Origin of the sequence: Fulvivirga lutea (assembly GCF_017068455.1) — a bacterium.
GTDB lineage: Bacteria > Bacteroidota > Bacteroidia > Cytophagales > Cyclobacteriaceae > Fulvivirga > Fulvivirga lutea.
Genome location: NZ_CP070608.1, coordinates 941107 through 961596, shown reverse-complemented (window position 1 = coordinate 961596; position 20490 = coordinate 941107). Strand labels below are relative to the sequence as shown.

General features: G+C 37.9%; 19 protein-coding genes. 3 read left to right on the top strand and 16 right to left on the bottom strand.

Annotated features, from left to right (window positions below):
• Window positions 1-37 precede the first annotated feature (37 nt).
• From porL to JR347_RS04455, 6 genes are all read right to left on the bottom strand, one after another.
• Entirely contained in the window at window positions 38-871 is an 834-nt protein-coding gene (gene porL, locus JR347_RS04480; protein ID WP_205722854.1) for a type IX secretion system motor protein PorL/GldL, read from the bottom strand.
• Window positions 872-936: 65 nt separating this feature from the next.
• Window positions 937-2013 carry a T9SS ring complex lipoprotein PorK/GldK gene (gene porK / locus JR347_RS04475; RefSeq protein ID WP_205722853.1) on the bottom strand — a complete coding sequence of 359 codons (1077 nt, stop codon included), beginning with the start codon at window positions 2011-2013 and terminating at the stop codon, window positions 937-939.
• Between the two features lie 186 nt (window positions 2014-2199).
• On the bottom strand, window positions 2200-3162 hold the full coding sequence (locus tag JR347_RS04470; protein ID WP_205722852.1) for a PorP/SprF family type IX secretion system membrane protein: 963 nt from the start codon (window positions 3160-3162) through the stop codon (window positions 2200-2202).
• Window positions 3163-3276: 114 nt separating this feature from the next.
• Window positions 3277-4053, bottom strand: coding sequence for a uroporphyrinogen-III synthase (locus JR347_RS04465; RefSeq protein ID WP_205722851.1), 777 nt, complete (start codon window positions 4051-4053; stop codon window positions 3277-3279).
• Window positions 4054-4092: 39 nt separating this feature from the next.
• Complete coding sequence (locus tag JR347_RS04460; RefSeq protein WP_205722850.1) at window positions 4093-5211, bottom strand: DUF4271 domain-containing protein; 1119 nt, start codon at window positions 5209-5211, stop codon at window positions 4093-4095.
• A gap of 15 nt (window positions 5212-5226) precedes the next feature.
• Window positions 5227-6912 (bottom strand): ShlB/FhaC/HecB family hemolysin secretion/activation protein, encoded by a 1686-nt coding sequence (locus tag JR347_RS04455; RefSeq protein ID WP_205722849.1) that lies wholly within the window; start codon window positions 6910-6912, stop codon window positions 5227-5229.
• A gap of 38 nt (window positions 6913-6950) precedes the next feature.
• Here JR347_RS04455 and hemW point away from each other — a divergent pair, with 38 nt between their 5' ends.
• Genes hemW through JR347_RS04440 form a run of 3 tightly spaced genes read left to right on the top strand, consistent with a single transcriptional unit; the run spans window position 6951 to window position 9245 of the window.
• Entirely contained in the window at window positions 6951-8078 is a 1128-nt protein-coding gene (gene hemW / locus JR347_RS04450; RefSeq protein WP_205722848.1) for a radical SAM family heme chaperone HemW, read from the top strand.
• Window positions 8059-8823, top strand: coding sequence for a cyclase family protein (locus JR347_RS04445; protein WP_235689754.1), 765 nt, complete (start codon window positions 8059-8061; stop codon window positions 8821-8823). Before hemW ends, JR347_RS04445 begins: the two co-directional genes overlap by 20 nt.
• Window positions 8824-8864: 41 nt before the next feature.
• Window positions 8865-9245, top strand: a complete 381-nt coding sequence (locus JR347_RS04440) for a hypothetical protein (RefSeq protein ID WP_205722847.1) — start codon at window positions 8865-8867, stop codon at window positions 9243-9245.
• Here JR347_RS04440 and JR347_RS04435 read toward each other — a convergent pair.
• The 10 genes from JR347_RS04435 to arsS all read right to left on the bottom strand — a co-directional run bounded on the left by JR347_RS04435 (window position 9242) and on the right by arsS (window position 20489).
• On the bottom strand, window positions 9242-9958 hold the full coding sequence (locus JR347_RS04435; protein ID WP_205722846.1) for a LytR/AlgR family response regulator transcription factor: 717 nt from the start codon (window positions 9956-9958) through the stop codon (window positions 9242-9244). The genes JR347_RS04440 and JR347_RS04435 overlap by 4 nt on opposite strands.
• Entirely contained in the window at window positions 9939-10988 is a 1050-nt protein-coding gene (locus JR347_RS04430; RefSeq protein WP_235689753.1) for a sensor histidine kinase, read from the bottom strand. Before JR347_RS04430 ends, JR347_RS04435 begins: the two co-directional genes overlap by 20 nt.
• A gap of 94 nt (window positions 10989-11082) precedes the next feature.
• Window positions 11083-11328, bottom strand: coding sequence for a hypothetical protein (locus JR347_RS04425; protein WP_205722845.1), 246 nt, complete (start codon window positions 11326-11328; stop codon window positions 11083-11085).
• On the bottom strand, window positions 11315-12616 hold the full coding sequence (locus JR347_RS04420; protein WP_205722844.1) for an NAD(P)/FAD-dependent oxidoreductase: 1302 nt from the start codon (window positions 12614-12616) through the stop codon (window positions 11315-11317). The genes JR347_RS04425 and JR347_RS04420 overlap by 14 nt, the downstream gene beginning before the upstream one ends.
• A 211-nt stretch (window positions 12617-12827) precedes the next feature.
• The gene (locus JR347_RS04415) at window positions 12828-13685 is read right to left on the bottom strand and encodes a substrate-binding periplasmic protein (RefSeq protein ID WP_205722843.1); all 858 of its coding nucleotides are present in this window, start codon (window positions 13683-13685) and stop codon (window positions 12828-12830) included.
• A 75-nt stretch (window positions 13686-13760) separates the two neighbouring features.
• Window positions 13761-16622, bottom strand: a complete 2862-nt coding sequence (gene uvrA / locus JR347_RS04410) for an excinuclease ABC subunit UvrA (RefSeq protein ID WP_205722842.1) — start codon at window positions 16620-16622, stop codon at window positions 13761-13763.
• A 79-nt stretch (window positions 16623-16701) separates the two neighbouring features.
• The gene (locus JR347_RS04405; RefSeq protein ID WP_205722841.1) at window positions 16702-17586 is read right to left on the bottom strand and encodes an aldo/keto reductase; all 885 of its coding nucleotides are present in this window, start codon (window positions 17584-17586) and stop codon (window positions 16702-16704) included.
• A 3-nt stretch (window positions 17587-17589) separates the two neighbouring features.
• Complete coding sequence (arsM, locus tag JR347_RS04400) at window positions 17590-18561, bottom strand: arsenosugar biosynthesis arsenite methyltransferase ArsM (RefSeq protein WP_205722840.1); 972 nt, start codon at window positions 18559-18561, stop codon at window positions 17590-17592.
• The gene (locus JR347_RS04395) at window positions 18562-19377 is read right to left on the bottom strand and encodes a purine-nucleoside phosphorylase (protein ID WP_205722839.1); all 816 of its coding nucleotides are present in this window, start codon (window positions 19375-19377) and stop codon (window positions 18562-18564) included.
• Window positions 19378-19433: 56 nt separating this feature from the next.
• Entirely contained in the window at window positions 19434-20489 is a 1056-nt protein-coding gene (gene arsS, locus JR347_RS04390) for an arsenosugar biosynthesis radical SAM (seleno)protein ArsS (protein ID WP_205722838.1), read from the bottom strand.
• Window position 20490: the final 1 nt, after the last annotated feature.

Sequence of the window (20490 nt, the reverse complement as noted above, 5' to 3'; positions counted from 1 at the left end):
TAATGAATAAATCATAAATGTCATTAAGGTCTTCAAATTAACCCTGAGGCTGATTTGATGATCCACCTCTCATTGCAGTAAGCATGTTGCCATACACCTTGTTGAGAGAAGTAAGGTTACCAGTAAGTTTGTCTAATTCATTAGCAAATTTCTTAGTATTCTCACCTGCACTAGTCATTCCTTCAAGAGCCTGAGCCATATTTGTGTAGAATTTATTCATTGCTTTCACATGGCTATCAGAATCTTTTAACTCCATTTCGTAAACTGCATTCAGTGCTCCTAAATTTTTAGTAACGTTCTGAATTTGAGCGTGATATTCTTTCGCATCTTTAGAAGCATTAGCCATATCTGACATTGCCGTTGCTGTTGATGCATAAGATTTATTCATATCTAACAATGATTGAGAGGCGGTCTTCACATTCTTAGCATAATCATTTGTAGCTACAGCTGCATCTGCCAAATTGGACATTTTTGAAGCAGATTCTGCCATATTTTTCATTCCTTTTCCAAGGCTATCAATGAGTTCAGGGCCAATTTTTGCTTTCTCAAGCATCTTATCTAACTCTTGAGTTGGACTAGCTCCAGATGGTTTGTTAGAAATTCTAGGAGCTGCTGTTGGGCCTTCAAAGTCTTCCGCTAATTCAGGATATACTTTTGACCAATCCGGCTCAGCATGAGGTGGCTCAAATGCACTTAAGAAGAAAATTACTGCTTCAGTCGATAGACCAATCATCAGCATTTCATTTGCTCCTGGTAAGTGTAATATTTTAAATAATGCTCCAACAATTACTACTGCTGCACCAATACCGTACACTTTCGGCATTATGGTCTTGAACATTAATTCCGCAAATCCGCCTTTCTTTTTACTCATTGTCTTAAAGTTTTAATTTAATACTAGTTTATAAGTTTAATCTATTTGGTTCAAATTATCAAATACTAGAACTCAGCTCCAGATGATCTTCCAAGGTGAGTCATCGCGTTTCTAAATCCTATGTATGCTCTTGTTGAATCTTTAAATTCAAATGTTCTAGTTCCTGTTTCTAAGTAGTATGCAACATCTTTCCAAGAACCTCCTCTAATAACCTTTTTAGGGTAAATGTCAGGATTGTATCTTGGGTGATCAGGATCAGTCCTTTTCTCAATATACTGCGGATTCAAATCCCATACTAATGGTACTGAAGCTGGATTAAAATCATCCAAACACCATTCTGAAACGTTCCCTGCCATGTCATAAAGTCCGTAGTCATTAGCAAAATAAGATGCTACTGGCGCTGTATATGCAAAACCATCATCGTAAAAGTTACCTCTTCCCGGCTTGAAGTTCGCTAGCATACAACCTTTAGAGTTTCTTATATAAGGGTTACCCCATGGGTATTTTGCCATATCTCTACCTCCTCTTGCTGCATATTCCCATTCAGCCTCGTTAGGCAATCTGAATGAAGGCATAGGCACTTCACCTACACTTCTTCTGTAATCTGCCCAGTAAGCAGTTCTCCATTTAGAGAAATAAACGGCTGCTTCCCAATTAACCCCAACAACAGGATAGTCATCATAACCCGGATGCCAGTAGTAGTAGTCCATTACAGGATCACCCATGTGGTGCGCAAAGTCTTTAACCCATACGGTAGTATCAGGGTAGTAATCACTCTTTATTTTCTCTTCACCCAAAACACTTATAGAGTCTTGCATTAAAAGATCAATAAATTGACGATACTCGTTATTTGTGATTTCGGTATCATCCATGTAGAATGAACCGATTGTGATTTGCTTGTTAAAATTGATTTGCGTTGATGCAGGATCCTCATCGGCCTGACCCATGTGGAATGTACCAGCTGGAATTGGAACCATACCATATGGCCTTACCATTACCCAGCCTTCTCTGCCTGGAACTCCCACCAGTTCTCCACCATCACCTCCGGCTCCTCCGCCTAGTCCTAATAGTCCGCAACCACCAAGAAGGGCTGATGACAACATTGCCAACGAGTAGAAGAATCTTCTAATTACTTTACGCATAACACTCTTTCTTTAATTCTCTAACTGTCATTAAGTTAAAGCCAACTAGTTTAGTTTAAATTTTGAAGCGGAAATATATAAAAAAAAATCTATTTAAAATGAGAGAAGTCAGATTTTCAACTCCTAAAATTTTAAATATATTTTACAAATTGTTTAAATTATTCCTAAATCCAAAATTTTTTATCATTAATGTCTGAACCTCGGAGTTCGTACAACTTTTTTGCCCGTTCCCGGATTCACTGGTAGCTGATAACTTAATATCACCTCATGATTTGTTGGTTGTTTTGCATCCTGGTCTTTAATTACATAACCAAAGGAATAGCCAAAGCTTAACGACTTATCTTTCAAAAAATTATATCCTAACAAAATATTTATATCATCGCCCTGGCGAAAAGAGGCTCCGCCCCACATGGTATCTTTATAATATGCAAGGCCGCCTAAAATAAAACTGTATTGGTTGAAGTCAGTTTGCACTAACATTGAAGGCTCTAATTTCAGATCGAAATTTACGCTGTGAATATACCCTAGTGTTAAGTAGGCATGATTCTCCAGTGCATTTCTAATAGTATTCGTTCCGAAATCAAACTCCGCTTTAAGCAAGTGATTGAAACTAAATCCTGCATAATATTTTTCAGAACGGAAGTAAACGCCCATGGCAAGATCAGGTCTTACCTGAGACTCTTTACCACTTTTATTACTCAGTAAAGGATCATCGGGCTGAATAGCTCTGTATTGATCAAAGTCAATGGACTGGGAGTAAATTCCACTTCTTAAACCGAAGCTGAGTTTAGAATTTTTAATACCTAAATGATAAGCATAGGAAAGTTGGATTTCCAGATTATTCAATGGACCCAAATTATCGTTGACAATATGAGCACCAAAGCCACTTCTGAATTTATAAATAGGTGTCGTTAAACTTAACACCTGAGTTTGAGGAGCCCCACCATCATCAAAGGATGATGCATAGCCTGCCCATTGTGTTCTGTGAAGAGCTGTAATTTGAGTAATTCCCTCGGAACCGGCAAACGCAGGATTGTAGTACAACATGTTTTTCATGTAGTAAGAAAACTGTGCATCCTGCTGGGCCTTTACTATATTGCTATTAAAAAATAAGACCCCCAGCCATATATAAAAAAATATCTTTCGCATACCTGAAGTCTAAAGCAGTCTTAAATATACGTGAAATTTAAGAATAGATTCAAGAAACAATCTCTAAAAGAGTAAATTTTACAATTTAGTAATTCAATTATCCCCTAATTTGGGCTACTTGAGACCGTTAGCTTTCTTTATGTACAACTCAATGGCACCTGTCATTGAAGGCGCATTTGGAAGAGGTGCTTCAATATCTAATATTAAACCGGCATCTCTTACAGCTTTAGCTGTAGTAGGACCAAAGGCCGCTATTCTTGTTTTGTTTTGTTTGAAATCAGGGAAATTAACTAATAATGAGTTGATTCCTGATGGGCTAAAGAATGCTAATATATCATAATACACATTCTCAAGGTCACTCAAATCACTAGCTACAGTTCTGTAGATAATAGCCTCTGAATAATTATACCCATTCTGTCCTAAAAACTCAGGTATATCATCTTTTCTGATATCTGAGCAAGGAAATAAGTATTTCTCATTCTTATGCTTCTTTAAAATCTCAATTAAGTCCCCTGCGGTTCTGTGACCTGTAAATATCTTTCTCTTTCTAATTATGATATACTTCTGCAAATAATTTGCTGTCTGCTCAGAAATACAGAAGTATTTCATATCTGCAGGCATTTCTATTTTCAGCTCCGTACAAATGCTGAAAAAATGATCCACAGCATTTCTACTAGTAAATATTACAGCTGTATGATTTAGAATATCAATTTTCTGCTTTCTAAACTCTTTCACTGAAACAGGATCAACCTGGATGAACTGTCTAAAGTCAACCTTTAGGTCGTATTTTTCAGCAAGTTTGAAGTAGGGAGAATTTTCATCGTTTGGTTCGGGTTGGGAGACCAGGATACTTTTCACTTCCCGCATCCTCTCTTTCACATTGTCAGTCATAGTGGAAATCAACGAATAACCTTATTGAGTAATTTGATTCTAATAAATTCCTAAATTCAGAATGATAACATAGGGTATCAATTCCGTGCCGCAAAGGTATGAAAATAAATGAAGATTTTTATAGCCTCCCGAATTCATTAATTTGAGATAGATGATAGCCACCACTAGTAAACTCGCATATAATAATAAGGAATAAACACTTTGGTAAATGGTGTGGGGATACTGATAAATTCCAAAATAAACGACACCTATAAATACATTAAGTGGCATGGTAATTATTAATCCCAGCCTTAGAAAATTATAGAAATGATTACTTAAAAAATCTTTGAGCTGAAAAAGGCTGGTGAAGACACTTATTATAATATATTTCAAAAGTATTGAAGCCAAAACCAAGAGAGATATAAATAGCCAGTTTATTAATCCCATTAACATTGTATCCGGATAATACCGCAACTGTTCGGGAAACAACCCTGAAAGATGAATGGTAGATATAATGAGTAACCCAAGAGATAGGCTAATGAATACATAGAAGCTAATATTAGTACCGGTAAATATTCTGTTTTTAAGAAGGTTTTCGTCAAGCTCTCTCGGAGAAAATGCTCTGGTTACTCTAAAATACTCATCCAGCATTCTTGGGTAATAGGTTAAAAGAGCTGCTAAATAAACCAAGATTATAATCCATGCTGCTATATAAAAACTTTTAAAGGACTCTTTCGAGCGTGGGTTAACAATTACCACATCGTTTGATATAGGACTTAACGATTGATCTACAAGCTTTAATGCTGATGTAATTAATAAGTAAGGGTTCAACTCCTTTGAATAAACAGTTAGATTTATTTCCGAATCATTTATTCCTAAATCATTTAAATCAAGGTAAATATCACCAGAACCAGTTTCGATCAATTCATCATTAACAAAAACAGAATATGCCTTTGGATGAGAAACGCGTATGAGCGCATCCTGCATGCTAGTTTTATCCACCGAAAAGGAGATGATATTTCCACTGAAGTCACTTTTTTTAACTAATGGTAATATTTCGGAACCATTGAAGAATACCCAATTGTTGCTAAAATCCTGAACTTTAACAGTATCTACCTGAGCTGATAGTCCACCGCCAAAGATTAAGAATAGAAATACTATAAAACCCTTTTTTGCCATTAGAACTCGAAGGTATCAGAATCTTGCAATATATCCGAAATGAAATTTGGACAATCTGGTGTCAAAATCCTGATCATTTGACTTGCCTAACCCATAAGCTAAGTTTAGTAAACCGCTACTCAATTTTAATGCTATGCCGGCACCAATACCCAAAGGATTATCATTGAATCGCTCTCCCGGCAAATCATAATCTAAAAAACCTTGATCATAAAAAAGGAAAAGATAGGAGTTCGCCTGATAGTAAAGTCTTAACTCTGTTTTATTGATGAAGTACTTTTCGGCAAAGAAGAAATTTTCATTGAAGCCTCTGATCGATTTCAAACCACCTAACCGAAATAAGTCGTTTCTCAGTAAATCATCATTAACTAATTGCCCTGCCATCATACCATTATAAATGGAAAATGTCTTTGAGATTTTCCACTGGCCTTTAATATGGCCTTTTAGTAAATACTGAGTTGAGGTGCTGATTTCTTCCCTCTCAATTTCTTTATTACCAATTGCTCCCTCACCATAAAAGAATATGCCCGTTTTAGATGTGTTAAAAGAGCTATTAATCCCATAGGAGTAATTCAACCCATAGTAGTTAACTTTTAGGTCATTAATATTCTGCAACTCTGTGTTGGTGGCAAGGGTTGTTGAACTATTGTTCCGATAGAATACACCTAGTTCGCTATTATAATTGCTGTAAATAAATGAGAGCTGAGAAGATCGATTCAGAAAAATAGAATCTTCTTTAAACAGATAAAAATTTCCCTGGAAATCAAAATTTGATCGAAATAAGTTGGGGTGCCTGTATTGCAAGTCGAGCAATTGAGTTCTCGGCTTCAGGCTTTGCCATTCCATGTTCAAGGACTTACCTGAATTAAAGAGATTGTTCAGTCCCAAATATACCTGGCCCGTAACCAGTAGCTTACCGTCTTCCTGCTCATTGGGCAGAAAACCAATGATACCATCTATGGAATTAGATTTATTTTCTTCCAGTTCTATAATCACCTCGGCTTTAGAGTTTTTGAATTCTACAGAAGGAGCACTAACAAGACTTACAAAATTTAAATGTTCGATGTTATTTGGAATCTTATCTACTAACTTTTGATCAAAAGGCTGGTTGGGCCTTATATTCAAATAACTTGAGAGCCACTTTTTCTTTACCTTATCAGTGCCAATAATCATTAATTGATCGAAGAGTATTTGTGGACCTGAATTGTAATGTAAGGTAGCCTTAAATGTTCCATCCTCTATCGATAACGAGTCCAATTTGATGGAAGCGAAGGGTCTCCCATTATTTTCAGATTCCTTGATAATTCCTTTAAACAATTTAGACAACTGCTGTAGATTGAATGGCTGGTTGGAATATAGTTTTGACCTGTAGCCAATTTTACTCAACATATATTCAGGCACATTACCAGGGCCGAGTTGAGCCCACTGATACTGCCGGCCCACTACCCAGTTCACTTGATAAATAGAATCTGAATGATGTATGTTAAAAGCCGCCTCCAGAAAACCTTTACTATACAGGTCATTGAGTACTTCCTGTGAAAGCCTGTGCAATGCAATTGAGTCTGTGCCAACTTTTCTCAAGTCTTTAGTGTATCTAGAGAGTAGCAGACTGTCAGTTGGATTGAACGTTTGCACAAGCTGACCAAAAACCGGTGAACCTAAATATGGGGTAAGGAAAAAGATGGTAACTATTAAACGCCTCAAGAAATCCGCTAACTTTAAGTGAAATTAAAGATAAAGAATTGGCAGGTATATACGTTCATATTCCTTTTTGTAAACAGGCATGCCACTATTGCGATTTTCACTTTAGCACTAATCAGGATCAGCAAACGAAAATGGTTAGCTCCATAGTTAAAGAAATTGAGCTGCAAAAAGGCTATTTAAATGAGCCAGTTAAGACCATTTATTTTGGTGGTGGAACACCTTCAATGTTGAATGAAAATGAACTGAACGCCATTCTCAGTGTGATACATTCAACGTTTGACACATCATCCTGTGAGGAAATAACTTTAGAAGCGAATCCTGATGATTTATCCATGAGCCAATTGGCAATGCTGCATCAAGTGGGGGTTAATAGGCTAAGCATTGGAATGCAATCATTTGATGATAATGTGCTTAAATTTTTAAACAGAGCGCATTCTAGTAAAGAGTCGGTACAAGTGTTGGCCGATCTTACTAAAAGCGGTTTTAAAAATGTGAGTGTAGATCTCATTTATGGCATACCCGACAGAAGCCATAAGCTGTGGTTGGAAGATATTAAAAAGCTCGTTGACTTCGCCCCGCAACATATTTCAGCCTATTGCCTAACTATTGAACCAAATACTGCTTTTGGTAATTGGGCTAAGAAAGGCAAACTAAATCCTGTGTCTGAAGATTTCGCTGCTGAACAGTTTGAGATGCTTGTTTCAGAACTGATTAAAGCTGGTTACGAGCATTATGAAATATCCAATTTTTGTTTGCCGGGATTTGAATCGAAACACAACTCTTCATATTGGAGGCAAAAGCCCTATTTGGGGTTGGGGCCAAGTGCACACTCTTATAATTTAGAATCTCGACAAAGTAATGTTTCCAACAACGTGAAATATATGAAGTCTATTGAAGAGGGAAAAATACCATTTACAATAGAAAACCTAACAGAAACGGATAAGGCCAATGATTATTTACTAACATCTTTAAGAACAAAGTGGGGTGTAGACCTAACCCTATTTGATCTGGACAAGAAGTTGGATCGAAAGTATATTGATCATTTAGTAACGACCAAAAAAATTAGAAGAGCGCAAAACATGCTATTCCTTACTCAGGAGGGGAAACTGATTGCCGATAAGATTACGGAAGATTTATTTATTATTGATGACAAAGATGATTATTAACTTCACCCATCAAGGTAAAACTTATCAAGCTGATTTGTCTCAGCCGATAGATATTTCTATTCCATTGAATGAAGGAATACAAAACCCTGCTTGCTACTGGGCTGATGATGTGAATTTTGAAGTAATTAAATCCGGTGATTTTATTGGAGATGTTAAGCAGGGAGGAAGCGTGAACCATAAGAAGGTAACACTTACCCCTCACGGTAATGGAACTCATACAGAAACTTACGGACATATCTCGAGTGATGAGAATGCTACAATTCACAATCTCTTGAAAGAATATCATTGTTTAGCTGAGCTGATTACAATTGAACCCGCTTCTGTGGAAAATGGTGACCGTCTATTAACTATTGATTCATTTAACGAAAAAAGGCGTTATTCCACTGAAGCAATGATCATTCGAACATTACCCAATGATCAACAGAAGTTGTCAAAAAAATACTCAGGTACTAACCCGCCATATTTGGATGCTAAAATTGCCGAAGAATTAAATCAAACTGGTGTTAGGCACCTGTTGGTAGACTTGCCCTCGGTTGACAGAGAGGTGGATGGCGGTAAGCTTTCAGCCCACAATGCATTTTGGGGCAGTGGCAGTTCAATTCGGAAAGAGTGTACCATCACTGAATTAATTTATGTTGATAATAAAATAGATGACGGTTTGTATTTACTGAATTTACAAACTCTTAATATTGTATTGGATGCCAGTCCGAGTAGACCGGTTATTTATAAACTTGAATTATATTAGTTTTTATCGTAATAATTCATTTTTTTGTACTTCCTTAAATTATGACCAGCGAAGAAAAGAAAGCATACCTGCTCCTGAAATCAGTCATTTTCCATTACCATGGTTTAGATGACGATGAACGTCAGAATTTAGAAGAAACGGCTGACGAATTGGATGGTCATGAAGAATTAAAGTGGGCTAACGAGTTTATTGCCAAAGATTACTTCAACTCTTTTGATCGTGCAAGGGAATATCTGAACGATGTTGTAGGCGATTATGCGAAAGAAAAACGCGTAATGTACATTGACATGGTTTGGCAGGCCAATAACCTCAAAGGCTATGTAACGGAACTTGAAGCTACCGCTATGTTAAAGCTAGCCAAGGACTGGAACGTAGAGGCCGAATTAATCGAACTGGTGAAAAAACAATCGCAATCAAGTTAAAGGCTCATCCTGTCTTTGAATTTGGCAGCTTGCCTTCTACTAACTTCAACTTTATCACCTCCTTTTAATTTTACCATTAATCCACCATTAAACCACGGTTCGATGCTTTCAACCCAGCTCAGGTTTATAATGTGCTTTCTACTCGCTCTAAAAAAATGTTTTGGGTCCAATTTCTCATCTAAAGCATTCAACGATTTATGAATCATTGGCCTGTTATTATCGAAATAAACTTTAATGTAATTGCCATCTGATTCAAATACCCGCACATTGGAAAGGCTCACAAACCAACATCTATCTCCATCCTTTACGAACACTTGATCGTCAATTCCTAGTTTACCGCTAAGTTCCTTCGCTTTCTCAGCCTCCTCCACTTTCTTGAGTTTCTTTAAGCTTTCGGCTAATCTTTCTGGCTGAATTGGCTTTAGTACGTAATCCAATGCATTTACTTCAAAGGCTTTTAATGCATACTCATCATAGGCAGTAGTGAAAATTACCTGAGGTACATCATCCAGCATTTCCAGTAATTCAAAACCCGTTTTTCCCGGCATTTGAATATCTAAAAACAGCAGGTCAGGATTTTCATTATTAATTAGCTCTAGGGCTTCATCTGCATTGGCTGCTTCACCAATTACTTTTATATACGCATGCTCGGCCAATAAAGAAGTGAGTTCCTTTCTTGCCAAACGCTCATCATCAATTATTAATGCTCTCATTATTAGGTATTATTAGTTCTGTTAAAACGATATTCTTTGATTCATTACGAATCTCTACTCTAGCCTTATCGCCATAAAGTAGTTCTAGTCTGTGCCTTGTATTTTTTAACCCAAGGCCTGGTTTATTTTTTGATACTCCATTTAATTTATACGTACCGCTGTTTCTAATTTGAATAATAAATTCATTGTCAGTAACACTAGTTTTTAGCTTTACGAAACCACCTTCTTTGAGTTTAGAAATGCCATGTTTCACTCCATTTTCCACCAATGTTTGAAGCATTAATGGTGGCACTTGAAACATGTTAGAATCAGGATGAATTTCAAAAGAGGTTTTTAGTCGTTCTTCAAAACGAATGGTTTCCAACCCGAGATAATCTTTTACAATTTTTAGTTCTTCATTAAAGGAGGTGAGTTTTTTCTTGTCCGTTACCAACGAATTCCTCAGAATATTGGAAAGCTGTGTAATGGAGTTTTTAGACTTTTTTGGATTTTCATCTACCAATGCACGAATGCTGTTCAATGCATTAAAAATGAAGTGAGGGTTTAACTGCGATTTAAGATTATTAAGTTCAATCTCGTTCATCGCAGCTTCATGTTTGAGTGAAGTATTATATCTCTCGAAATAATGGTAAATAAAATAAAGTACCGACCAAAGAAAAAATATGAGTGCATATACTGAGGATAGCCCTAAGAAATTGGTCATTCTCCACGCAACATTCGGGTTATACATATTCAAAGGCATAGCTATCGCCATCCTTAAAATGTAAACTACACTGGCTAGAATAATCACGGCCAAAATAACCCGAGGTATGAGTTTGGACATGTTGTAGGAAAGCCATTTACGCTTGATGATAAATGATCTGAACAAGTGCGTTGTTACCAAAAACAAACCTGCCTCTAAAAACCAAAAGGCTATTTGATAGATTGAAAGCCTCACATCTCCCAAAAGCAGGAAACCCAATATTTGCACGATAGCAAACATGAGCCAGCCGCCAATCTGCAATGACCAATATAGTTTGAGTTTATTCAAAGGCTACATCCAAAACTGATACATAAAAATACCAATTCTGGATATCAAAGATCAGAAAATGTTACCAATGGAAGTATTTATGCCTTAAGGGGCATTAAACATCTGTTCTGGCAAGAAATAGCAATAGAAACCCTGCTAAAAAAATCAAAATCCAGGAGAGTACGGTTAGTGCCTTTTTGTATTGAGGTAATTTGTCTTCTTTAATTAAACCCATTACTAAAAATGCTAAACCTGCCGAGCAATAGAGGCTAAACTCCCAATAGTCGGGTAGGGTAAGCTGATATGCTGAAAAAGCCAACATTAGCGCAGCAACAATATATTGCGTGTTAAACTGCTTCATTCTTCAACTTTTGTTTTTTAGGAACGAATCGCCTGATAATTAGTCGGGTACCTTTATCATAAGTAAAGTAATTCCATACCCAGTTACTAAATACTATAATTTTATTTCTAAAACCAATGATTGAAATGAGGTGAACAAACATCCAAAGTAACCAGGCAATAAGTCCTCCCAGGCGAATGTTGCCCGGTAGGTCTGCCACTGCCTTATTTCGGCCAATGGTAGCCATCGATCCTTTGTCGTTGTATTCAAAAAGCTTTGGTTCCTTTCCGTGAAGTAATCTTTTAAAATTTTCGGCCAGTAGCCTTCCTTGTTGTATGGCTACCTGAGCCAGCATTGGATGCCCATTAGGATATTCCTCCGTTGTCATGGTGGCAATATCACCAATGGCATAAATATTTTCTGAACCAATAAGTTTGTTGGTCCTATCCACCTTTAATCTACTTTTGACGATTGACTCTTCCGGTAAACCAAGAGGGTAATTGCCCTGAACACCGGCCGCCCAAATAAGTGTATGTGTTTCAATTGTCTCGCCATTGTTTAGCTGAGCTGAATGACCGTCATAGGATGTAACCAATGTATTGAGCTTCACATGAACATCAAATTTCTTTAAATATTTGATGGCTCTATTAGAAGCACTTTCTGACATTCCATTCAGAAGCCTGGAGGTACCCTCCAAGAGGGTAATATTCATGTTTTTAAAATCTAATTCGGGATAGTCTTTTGGCAAAATACTTTTCTTTAATTCGCCAAGAGCACCCGCTACTTCTACACCTGTTGGACCACCACCAACAATGGCAATATTCATTCGAGATGCTTTTTCCTTATCATTTTCGCTGATAGTGGCGGATTCAAAATTTTGAAGGATATGGCTACGCAAATCCAACGCTTGAGGTATCTGCTTTAATGGAAAGGCATGATCCATGATTGACTCGTTGCCAAAGTAATTGGTTTTAGAACCGGTAGCGATTACAAGGTAATCATAGCTTAACTCTCCTATTTCAGTTTTAATGGTATTTGCTAATGGATCAACAGAATAGACTTCCGCCATTCGGAAAAAGAAATTCTTCACCGGCTCCAACTGCTTTCTAAGTGGGTCGGCTATAGAATCAGGCTCTAAACCTGCCGTTGCTACCTGATATAAAAGTGGCTGGAAAGTGTGGTAATTATTACGATCGAAAAGGACAATTTGAACGGGGAGGTTTTTGAGTTTTTTAACAAGTTTAATACCAGCAAAACCTCCTCCAATTATTACTATTCTTGGATTATCGCTCTTTGGAATTCTAACCATATTACCAGAGTATTTTTGTTGATGTGAAGTTAAGTCTCAACGCATGGTTAACATCAACAAATTGTAATTAATTTATGGCGGGAACTCTTTTTAGTAAATATTGATTATACCTATACAATCGCAAATTCATAGTTGATGAGTTTTAAGGTTTTGGTTTGAATGAGAAAGCCGCTTCGCGCGGCTTTTTCTTTCGAACCATTATTTTTTTAGACTATTTCAACGACTCAAAAAACTTCATGGCCGCCTGCCCCAGATTGGCAGATATAATCTGTTTGTACTCCGCACTTTGTAAAAAGCCTGAACTCATAAACTCCTCTAATAATGGCGACCAGTCATTGGATTTAGGCATGATTATACCAAACTGTTCAGTCTTGTCATCACCACCTGGATGACGTTTAATGGGCTTCCTGTTTTGTATTGCTTCGAAATAGTATGTAAAATCAACGTTGGCAAATTTCTTACTGTCTTTAGCTATGATTTGCATGGCCTGTGCAAAACTTGGAACATACTCAATTTTTAACGTAGGGAAATACTGCTTTTTAATATTCAATATTTGGTTTTCATTGGTGGTGTTTTTTACTGTCACCGCTGTCATGCCTTTAAACTTTTGAGCAATGTTTGGTAGGTCTACCAATGTAGGTACATTATTATTGGACAATATCATACCAATGTTGGTAATGTATGGTGGACTAAAATTATAGTCAGATTTTCGGGCCTCAGTAATAGTGGTATTACTTAATCCAAACACACCTCCTTCAGAGTTTTTCACGGTCTCTAAAAACTCGGTAAAATCATTTGCATTTTTTGATTCAAAAGTGATGTTGACAGATATACCATGCTCTTTCTCAACATATTTCTTAAACTCCTTCATGATATCCACACAGACACCTGATATTTCACCCTTTGTATTTTTTGAGGCAAAGCCCGGTGCTTCGGAATAAGTGAGTACCCAATTAGCTGATTTACTTGTAGATGCTGAAGCAAAAGTATCGCCTGACAGCTGTGCTTTGGACAAATTAATGCACATAAAAAGAATAAGAATCGAAGAGAAAGAAACAGCTCTATTCATCACTAAAAAAATTAATCCAACTCTGAAATCTAAATTAATTTTTGAAAAATGAACTATATCAAAAGGATGAACGGTCTATTTTTTTGCCAATTCAGGCGCCAAATATTTAGCTGTGTAACTTTTTTTATTTTTAATTATCTCCTCTGGTGAGCCGCTACACACAATTTCCCCACCACCTGATCCGCCTTCAGGGCCTAAGTCGACAATATAATCCGCTACTTTAATGACATCCATATTATGCTCAATAATTAAGACTGTATTTCCTTTCTCCACCAACTGATTTAGCACATCGAGTAAGTGTTGGATATCCTGAAAATGTAGTCCGGTAGTTGGTTCATCCAAAATGTACATGGTTTTGCCCGTATCCTTTTTGGAAAGTTCTGTTGCCAGCTTCACGCGTTGTGCCTCGCCACCAGACAGTGTTGTGGCATGCTGGCCTAGCGAAATATAATCAAGACCAACATCGTGAAGTGTTTTGATCTTTCGTAAAATCTTCGGCTGATTTTCAAAAAACTCAACGGCTTCTTCTACCGTCATCTCCAGCACGTCTGAAATAGATTTGCCTTTAAACCTAACCTCCAAAGTTTCACGATTGTAACGTTTCCCTTTACATGTTTCACAAGGCACATGAACATCAGGCAAGAAATCCATTTCTATGAGCCTTAGTCCGGCTCCTTCACAGGTCTCACAACGGCCTCCCTTTACATTAAAAGAAAACCTGCCAGGTTTATACCCTCTGATCTTGGCCTCTGGTAACTCAGAAAATAACGCTCGAATGTCCGTAAAAACTCCAGTATAAGTGGCCGGGTTAGAACGTGGCGTTCTGCCTATAGGCGATTGATCCACTTCAATAACTTTATCTAATTCCTTGAGCCCATCCACTTTTTTGTATTCCAGAGGCTCTTGTCTGGAACGATAAAAATGTTGGTTTAAAATCGGGAATAAGGTATCGTGAATAAGGGTTGATTTACCGCTACCACTAACTCCGGTTACCAGTGTGAGCGTGCCTAAAGGAATTTCAAGGTTAACATTCTTTAAATTATGGCCCTTTGCTCCTGTCAATTTGAGTGACTTGCCCGTTCCTTTTCTTCGCTCTGAAGGGATCTCAATTTTTCTTTTGCCGCTCAAGTAATCTGCTGTAGCACTTTTCTGAGCTAAAAAATCTTTGGGTGTACCAGCAGCCACAATAGCTCCTCCATGCCTTCCTGCCCCTGGGCCAATGTCAATCACATAGTCAGACTCCATCATCATCTCCTGATCATGTTCTACAACAATCACTGAATTGCCTAAGTCCCTTAAATCTTTCAGAGCTTTGATGAGCTTTACGTTATCACGCTGATGGAGTCCAATGCTTGGTTCATCAAGAATATAAAGCACACCTACTAGCTGCGTACCGATTTGAGTAGCTAATCTTATTCGCTGCGCCTCACCACCAGAAAGTGTTTTTAATGGCCTGTTTAGTTGTAGATAATCGAGACCAACATCCAACAAAAATCCGATTCTTTTTCTGAGCTCTTTCAGTACCTCAGCAGCAATTCGATTCTGCTTGTCTGATAGTCTATCTTCCAGGCCAACAAACCATTCACCCAGAGTAGAGATATCCATCTCCGCTAACTGACCAATGTGTTTTTGATCGATTAAGAAGTGCAATGACTCTTTCTTCAGTCTGTAACCGTTACAACTATCGCAAGTTTGAGTGATGGTAAAATCATTGACCCATTGTTGAATCTTATCGGAACCACCTTCTTTTTGTTTTTCCAAAAACTTGATGATCCCTTCAAACTTTGTATTCCAATCAGTGCCCGGATATTTTACTGACTTTACTGCAACGGGCACACTATCACCATGAAGCAAAATACTCAACACTTCCTCAGGAATATCCTTTATTGGCGTTGTTAAGTTGACTTTATAGCGCTTGAGGATTGCCTCTATTTTTTTAAAAATCCAGATATCTCTAAACTCACCTAGAGGAAGAATACCTCCACGGCTAATACTTATCGATTTATCAGGAATTACGGACTCTTCCGTAATCTCCTCAGTTACACCCAATCCATTACACTTCGGACAAGCACCATAAGGCGAATTAAAGGAAAACGAGTTAGGAGCAGGTTCATCATACGAGATACCACTTTTCGGATCCATCAGGTATTTAGAGTAGTGATGGATTTTATTTTCCTCATCCAACAGCATCATCACGCCATTACCTTCTTTCATAGCTGTTTTAATCGACTGGCTAATGCGGTAACGATCTTTATCTTCTACCAAAATTCGATCAACAACTACTTCGATGTCATGCGTTTTGTATCGATCGACCTGCATTTTTGGTACAATTTCCATCAACTCGCCATCTACTCTCACACGAGTGTAGCCTGACTTCTGGACTTGACGAAATAATTCACGATAATGCCCCTTACGACCTTTTACAACCGGAGCGAGAAGAACTAACTTTCGTTTATTAAAGAAGCTCATAATATGATCCAAAATCTGATCTTCAGATTGTCTGATCATTTTTTCTCCTGTAACATATGAAACCGCCTCACCTGCTCTGGCAAAAAGCAGACGCAGGAAATCGTAAATTTCTGTAACTGTACCTACCGTAGACCTTGGATTACGAGAAGTAGTTTTTTGCTCGATAGAAATAACCGGGCTGAGGCCGTTTATTTTGTCTACATCCGGTCGCTCTAGGTTGCCGATGAAAGAACGGGCATAAGCAGAAAAGCTTTCCATGTACCTCCTTTGGCCCTCTGCATAAATGGTATCAAATGCTAACGAAGATTTACCGCTGCCGCTAATTCCAGTAATTACGACCAGCTTATTTCTAGGAAATGAAAGGCTTACATTCTTGAGGTTATGTTCTCGTGCACCAATAATTTCAATGGAATCATGTCCGGTGAAATCCAACTCCTCTTTATCTAATACCTCTTGCGTTTTTGTCATTGAGAAATAGTGCCTTTCAAAAATAAAAACACAAAGTTCGTGCTTTAGTTAATCAATTACAATGGCAGTAAAAAGATGATCAAGCGACATCTTGGCCGCTTACTATCTTCAGCATTGCGAACCAATCTTCACGTTCTAATTTAGTTTGATAGTTTTTAACGGCTGATTGAACTCTTTCGATGCTCATGGTGCCAATAACGGGCAGTATGCCGACAGGAAGTTGAAGCACCCAAATCAATAATAAATCGCCTACTGATACACAGTATTTATCAGCTAACTTTTGAAGGTCTTGATTAGCAATGGCATCCGAAATATGTTTAGAGCCACCCAAAGGCGACCATGCCATTGGGTTAATCTTTAATTTGTTCAAATGATCTAATGTGCCATCAAACAAAGGTTGATGTTGGTATAAAGAAACTTCAATCTGATTTGTAACTAAAGGCATATCGCAGGCACTTGCCAATAGGTCAAACTGATGATTGGTGAAGTTTGAAACACCAAAATAGTTGACCTTCCCGGATTGTTTGAGAGAAGCAAATGCATCTGCCATCTCAAATACATTCATTAAAGGATCAGGCCTATGAATCAATAAAAGGTCGAGATAGTCTGCGCTTAATTGTTCTAGAGAATTTTCAACTGATTGAATGATGTGCTTTTTAGAAGTATCGTAATGCTTGATTCGATGCTCTGGTCTATTCTCCGATAGAAGTTTAATGCCACATTTAGAAACAAGTTGAATTTCTGATCTTTTGTCTTTGTTGGCTTTCATCCATGGCCCAAAAACTGCCTCGCAAGTATAACCGCCATAAATATCTGCATGATCAAAGGTTGTTATACCGTTATCCAATGCAGTGTTTAACAACTGATCTAATTGGTTGGTAGTCAGCATATGTATGCGCCACATACCCAAAGCCAGCTCACTGAGCTCTAGACCTGATTCAGAAATATTTATTTTACTTACCATCGGTTAACAGCACCCGCCACCATCATAAAAATAGGTAGAGTCAGAAATGTAAATATCTTCTCTGTTTAAAGAGCTTAGTGCCCCAGCTGTTTTATCGCAAACTGCCAGTGGCTGATTTGGCATCAATACGTGTCCTTTATGATCATCGAAATATTCCTCACTGCCATAATAAATGGCCGTCTTACCTGTAAATACACATGGGCCATCTTCGGGCATCGGGTCTTTAATGGCGCATACCTCTACACTTTCGATGAATATATTTTTATCTGTATCGTAATGCTTTGGATCGAGAATACGATAGGGTCGCTTTGCTCTGATTTCTACTGTTCCAAAGCCTACTTCCGTAATCATATCAATATAATCTTTTAGTGGAAGTGCGCCACTTAGGCAAAGAGCTCTCAATCGCTCATCATTTTGCAAAGATTCAGGCATCGGTTGATTACAGATTGGATCGGAAAGTACCAATCTGCCATAAGGCTTTAATACTCTGTACATTTCTGCTAACGCTTTCTTTAAATCGGCTTTTGTAAAGATATTGAACAGACAGTTTTGAGCTGCAACATCTATTGTTTCGTCTTCAACAGGTAGATTAAGTGCATCGCCTTTTCTTAAATCCACAAAATCAGACTTAAACCATGGGTTAAGTTGCTCAGCTTCTTTAAAATTCTTTCGGCTTGCATCTATCATTTCATCCACAACATCTAAACCTACCACTCCGCCTTTTTTTCTACTGAAGTAAGAGAATTGCAAAAGCTCCATTCCGCCACCAACTCCTACATAAAGAATTGTAGGGTCATTTACCAAATCACGTGGATTTACAGTACTTCCGCACCCATAATTCATATCGAGCATAATTTTAGGAATTTTCAAGCCAGGTAATTGCCACACAGGGGTAGTTGTACAGCATAGACCTACATCCGGGGTTTCAGCTGCCTTTTTATAAACGTTTTTGGTGGTTTCTAAATAAGTTTCCATCTATAATCTCTTGATCAGTTCTGTGTATAACTCAGTTAATTTTTCTTCTGCCTTGCCCGCAATGGCTATAATTTCATCAATATTTATGGGGGACAAATTATCAGGGTCGCAATCATCTGTCATCACAGAAATTGCGCAACATGGTAGCCCCATATGGTTGGCAACAATTACTTCAGGTACGGTAGACATACCAACCACATCTGCTCCGATATTTCTTAAAAAGCGATACTCTGCCCGGGTTTCCAGGTTAGGCCCAATCACCGAAACGTACACTCCCTTTCTTAATGTAATCTTATTTTCCTTCGCAATTTCTTCCAATATGGTATTCATGGAAGGGTCGTAAGGCGCACTCATATCAGGAAATCTTGGCCCCAACTCATCAAAATTCTGGCCTCTTAAAGGATTATCAGGCTGCATATTAATATGATCATCAATAAGCATGAGTTCTCCTTTTTTCCAGGAGAGATTCATATTGCCAGCTGCGTTAGATAAGAGTAATTTCTTAATCCCTAACATTTTCAATACTCGCACAGGAAGCGTGATCTGTTGCATTGAATAGCCTTCATAATAATGAAAGCGGCCATCCAGCGCTACTACTTTCTTACCATGAACGGTACCGTAAATCAATTTACCATCATGTGAAAGCACCGTTACCAATGGAAAATGTGGAATATCTTCATAGCTGATAGTAAGCTCTACCTCCATGGCAGCAACAAATTTATCACCTAGGCCTGTGCCTAAAATAACTCCAATTTCAGGAGCCTTTACTCCGCGGTTTTGTAGATATTCTACCGCTTCTTCAAACTGTTCAATCATATAATTTTTTATAAAACGAGATTCAGGGTCGAGCCCGGAAAGACATACAAGTTTATTTAAGCCACTGTACCCTGGCAACTGGAACCTGCACCAGCGGTACAGCCATAGCAATGCTGATTGATAATGATATTCCTATTTTCTAATTTCTCCAAATCAAATTCACTGATGTGCTGACCCGCCTTTTTGTCTACTTTGAGGCCAAGCATCTGATTAAAATCACAGTCGTACATATGCCCATCATAATCTACTGAAATGGTATTTCTACACATAACTCCCTTCACCGCAGCCGGGTTAAAGGCACTTACTAGTGAATCCATATAGTCTTCATAATTTTCTGTTCGAATAAGAAACTCCAAAAAGCGACTGATAGGAATATTGGTAATGGTAAAAAGACTATTAAAATCAATGTCAAAATGCTCTTTTAGTTCTTTCTTAAATTCACGCTCGAGGCCAGCCTGATCGCCTGGAAGAAATGCTCCGCTCGGATTATAAACCAAGTCCAGATTTAATCCAGATCCTGCTTTTCCATAACCTACCGCATTGAGCATTTTAAGTGCTTCTATAGATTTATCGAACACGCCCTCGCCTCTTTGTCTATCGGTTTTATCTGCTTGATAAAACGGGAGAGAAGAGACTACTCTTACTTTATTCTTTTTAAAGAATTCAGGGAGATCATGGTACTTAGGGTTCGCCAGAATGATAGTGAGATTGGAGCGCACGATAATTTCTTCAACCCCAGTCTTATTTGCCTCCTCCACAAACCATCTGAAATCAGGATTCATTTCAGGGGCTCCACCAGTTAAATCGAGTGTATGGATTTTTGTTTTTCTTAGAATATCCAGGCATTGCTGCATGGTTTCTCTTGTCATTATTTCCTTTCGATCCGGCCCGGCATCTACATGGCAATGCTTGCAAACCTGATTGCACATGTAGCCAACGTTTACCTGAAAAATTTCGATGCTGGTTGGTTTTAAAGGATACTCATTTAGAGGTTCTATTTTTTCCTTGAACGTAGGCAGCTGTCCATCAGCAAAAATGCCATTGGATAAGATTTTTAGTTGAGTAGCCTTATCAGCCAGGTTGTGATGTTGTGCTTGTAACGATTTAGGCATA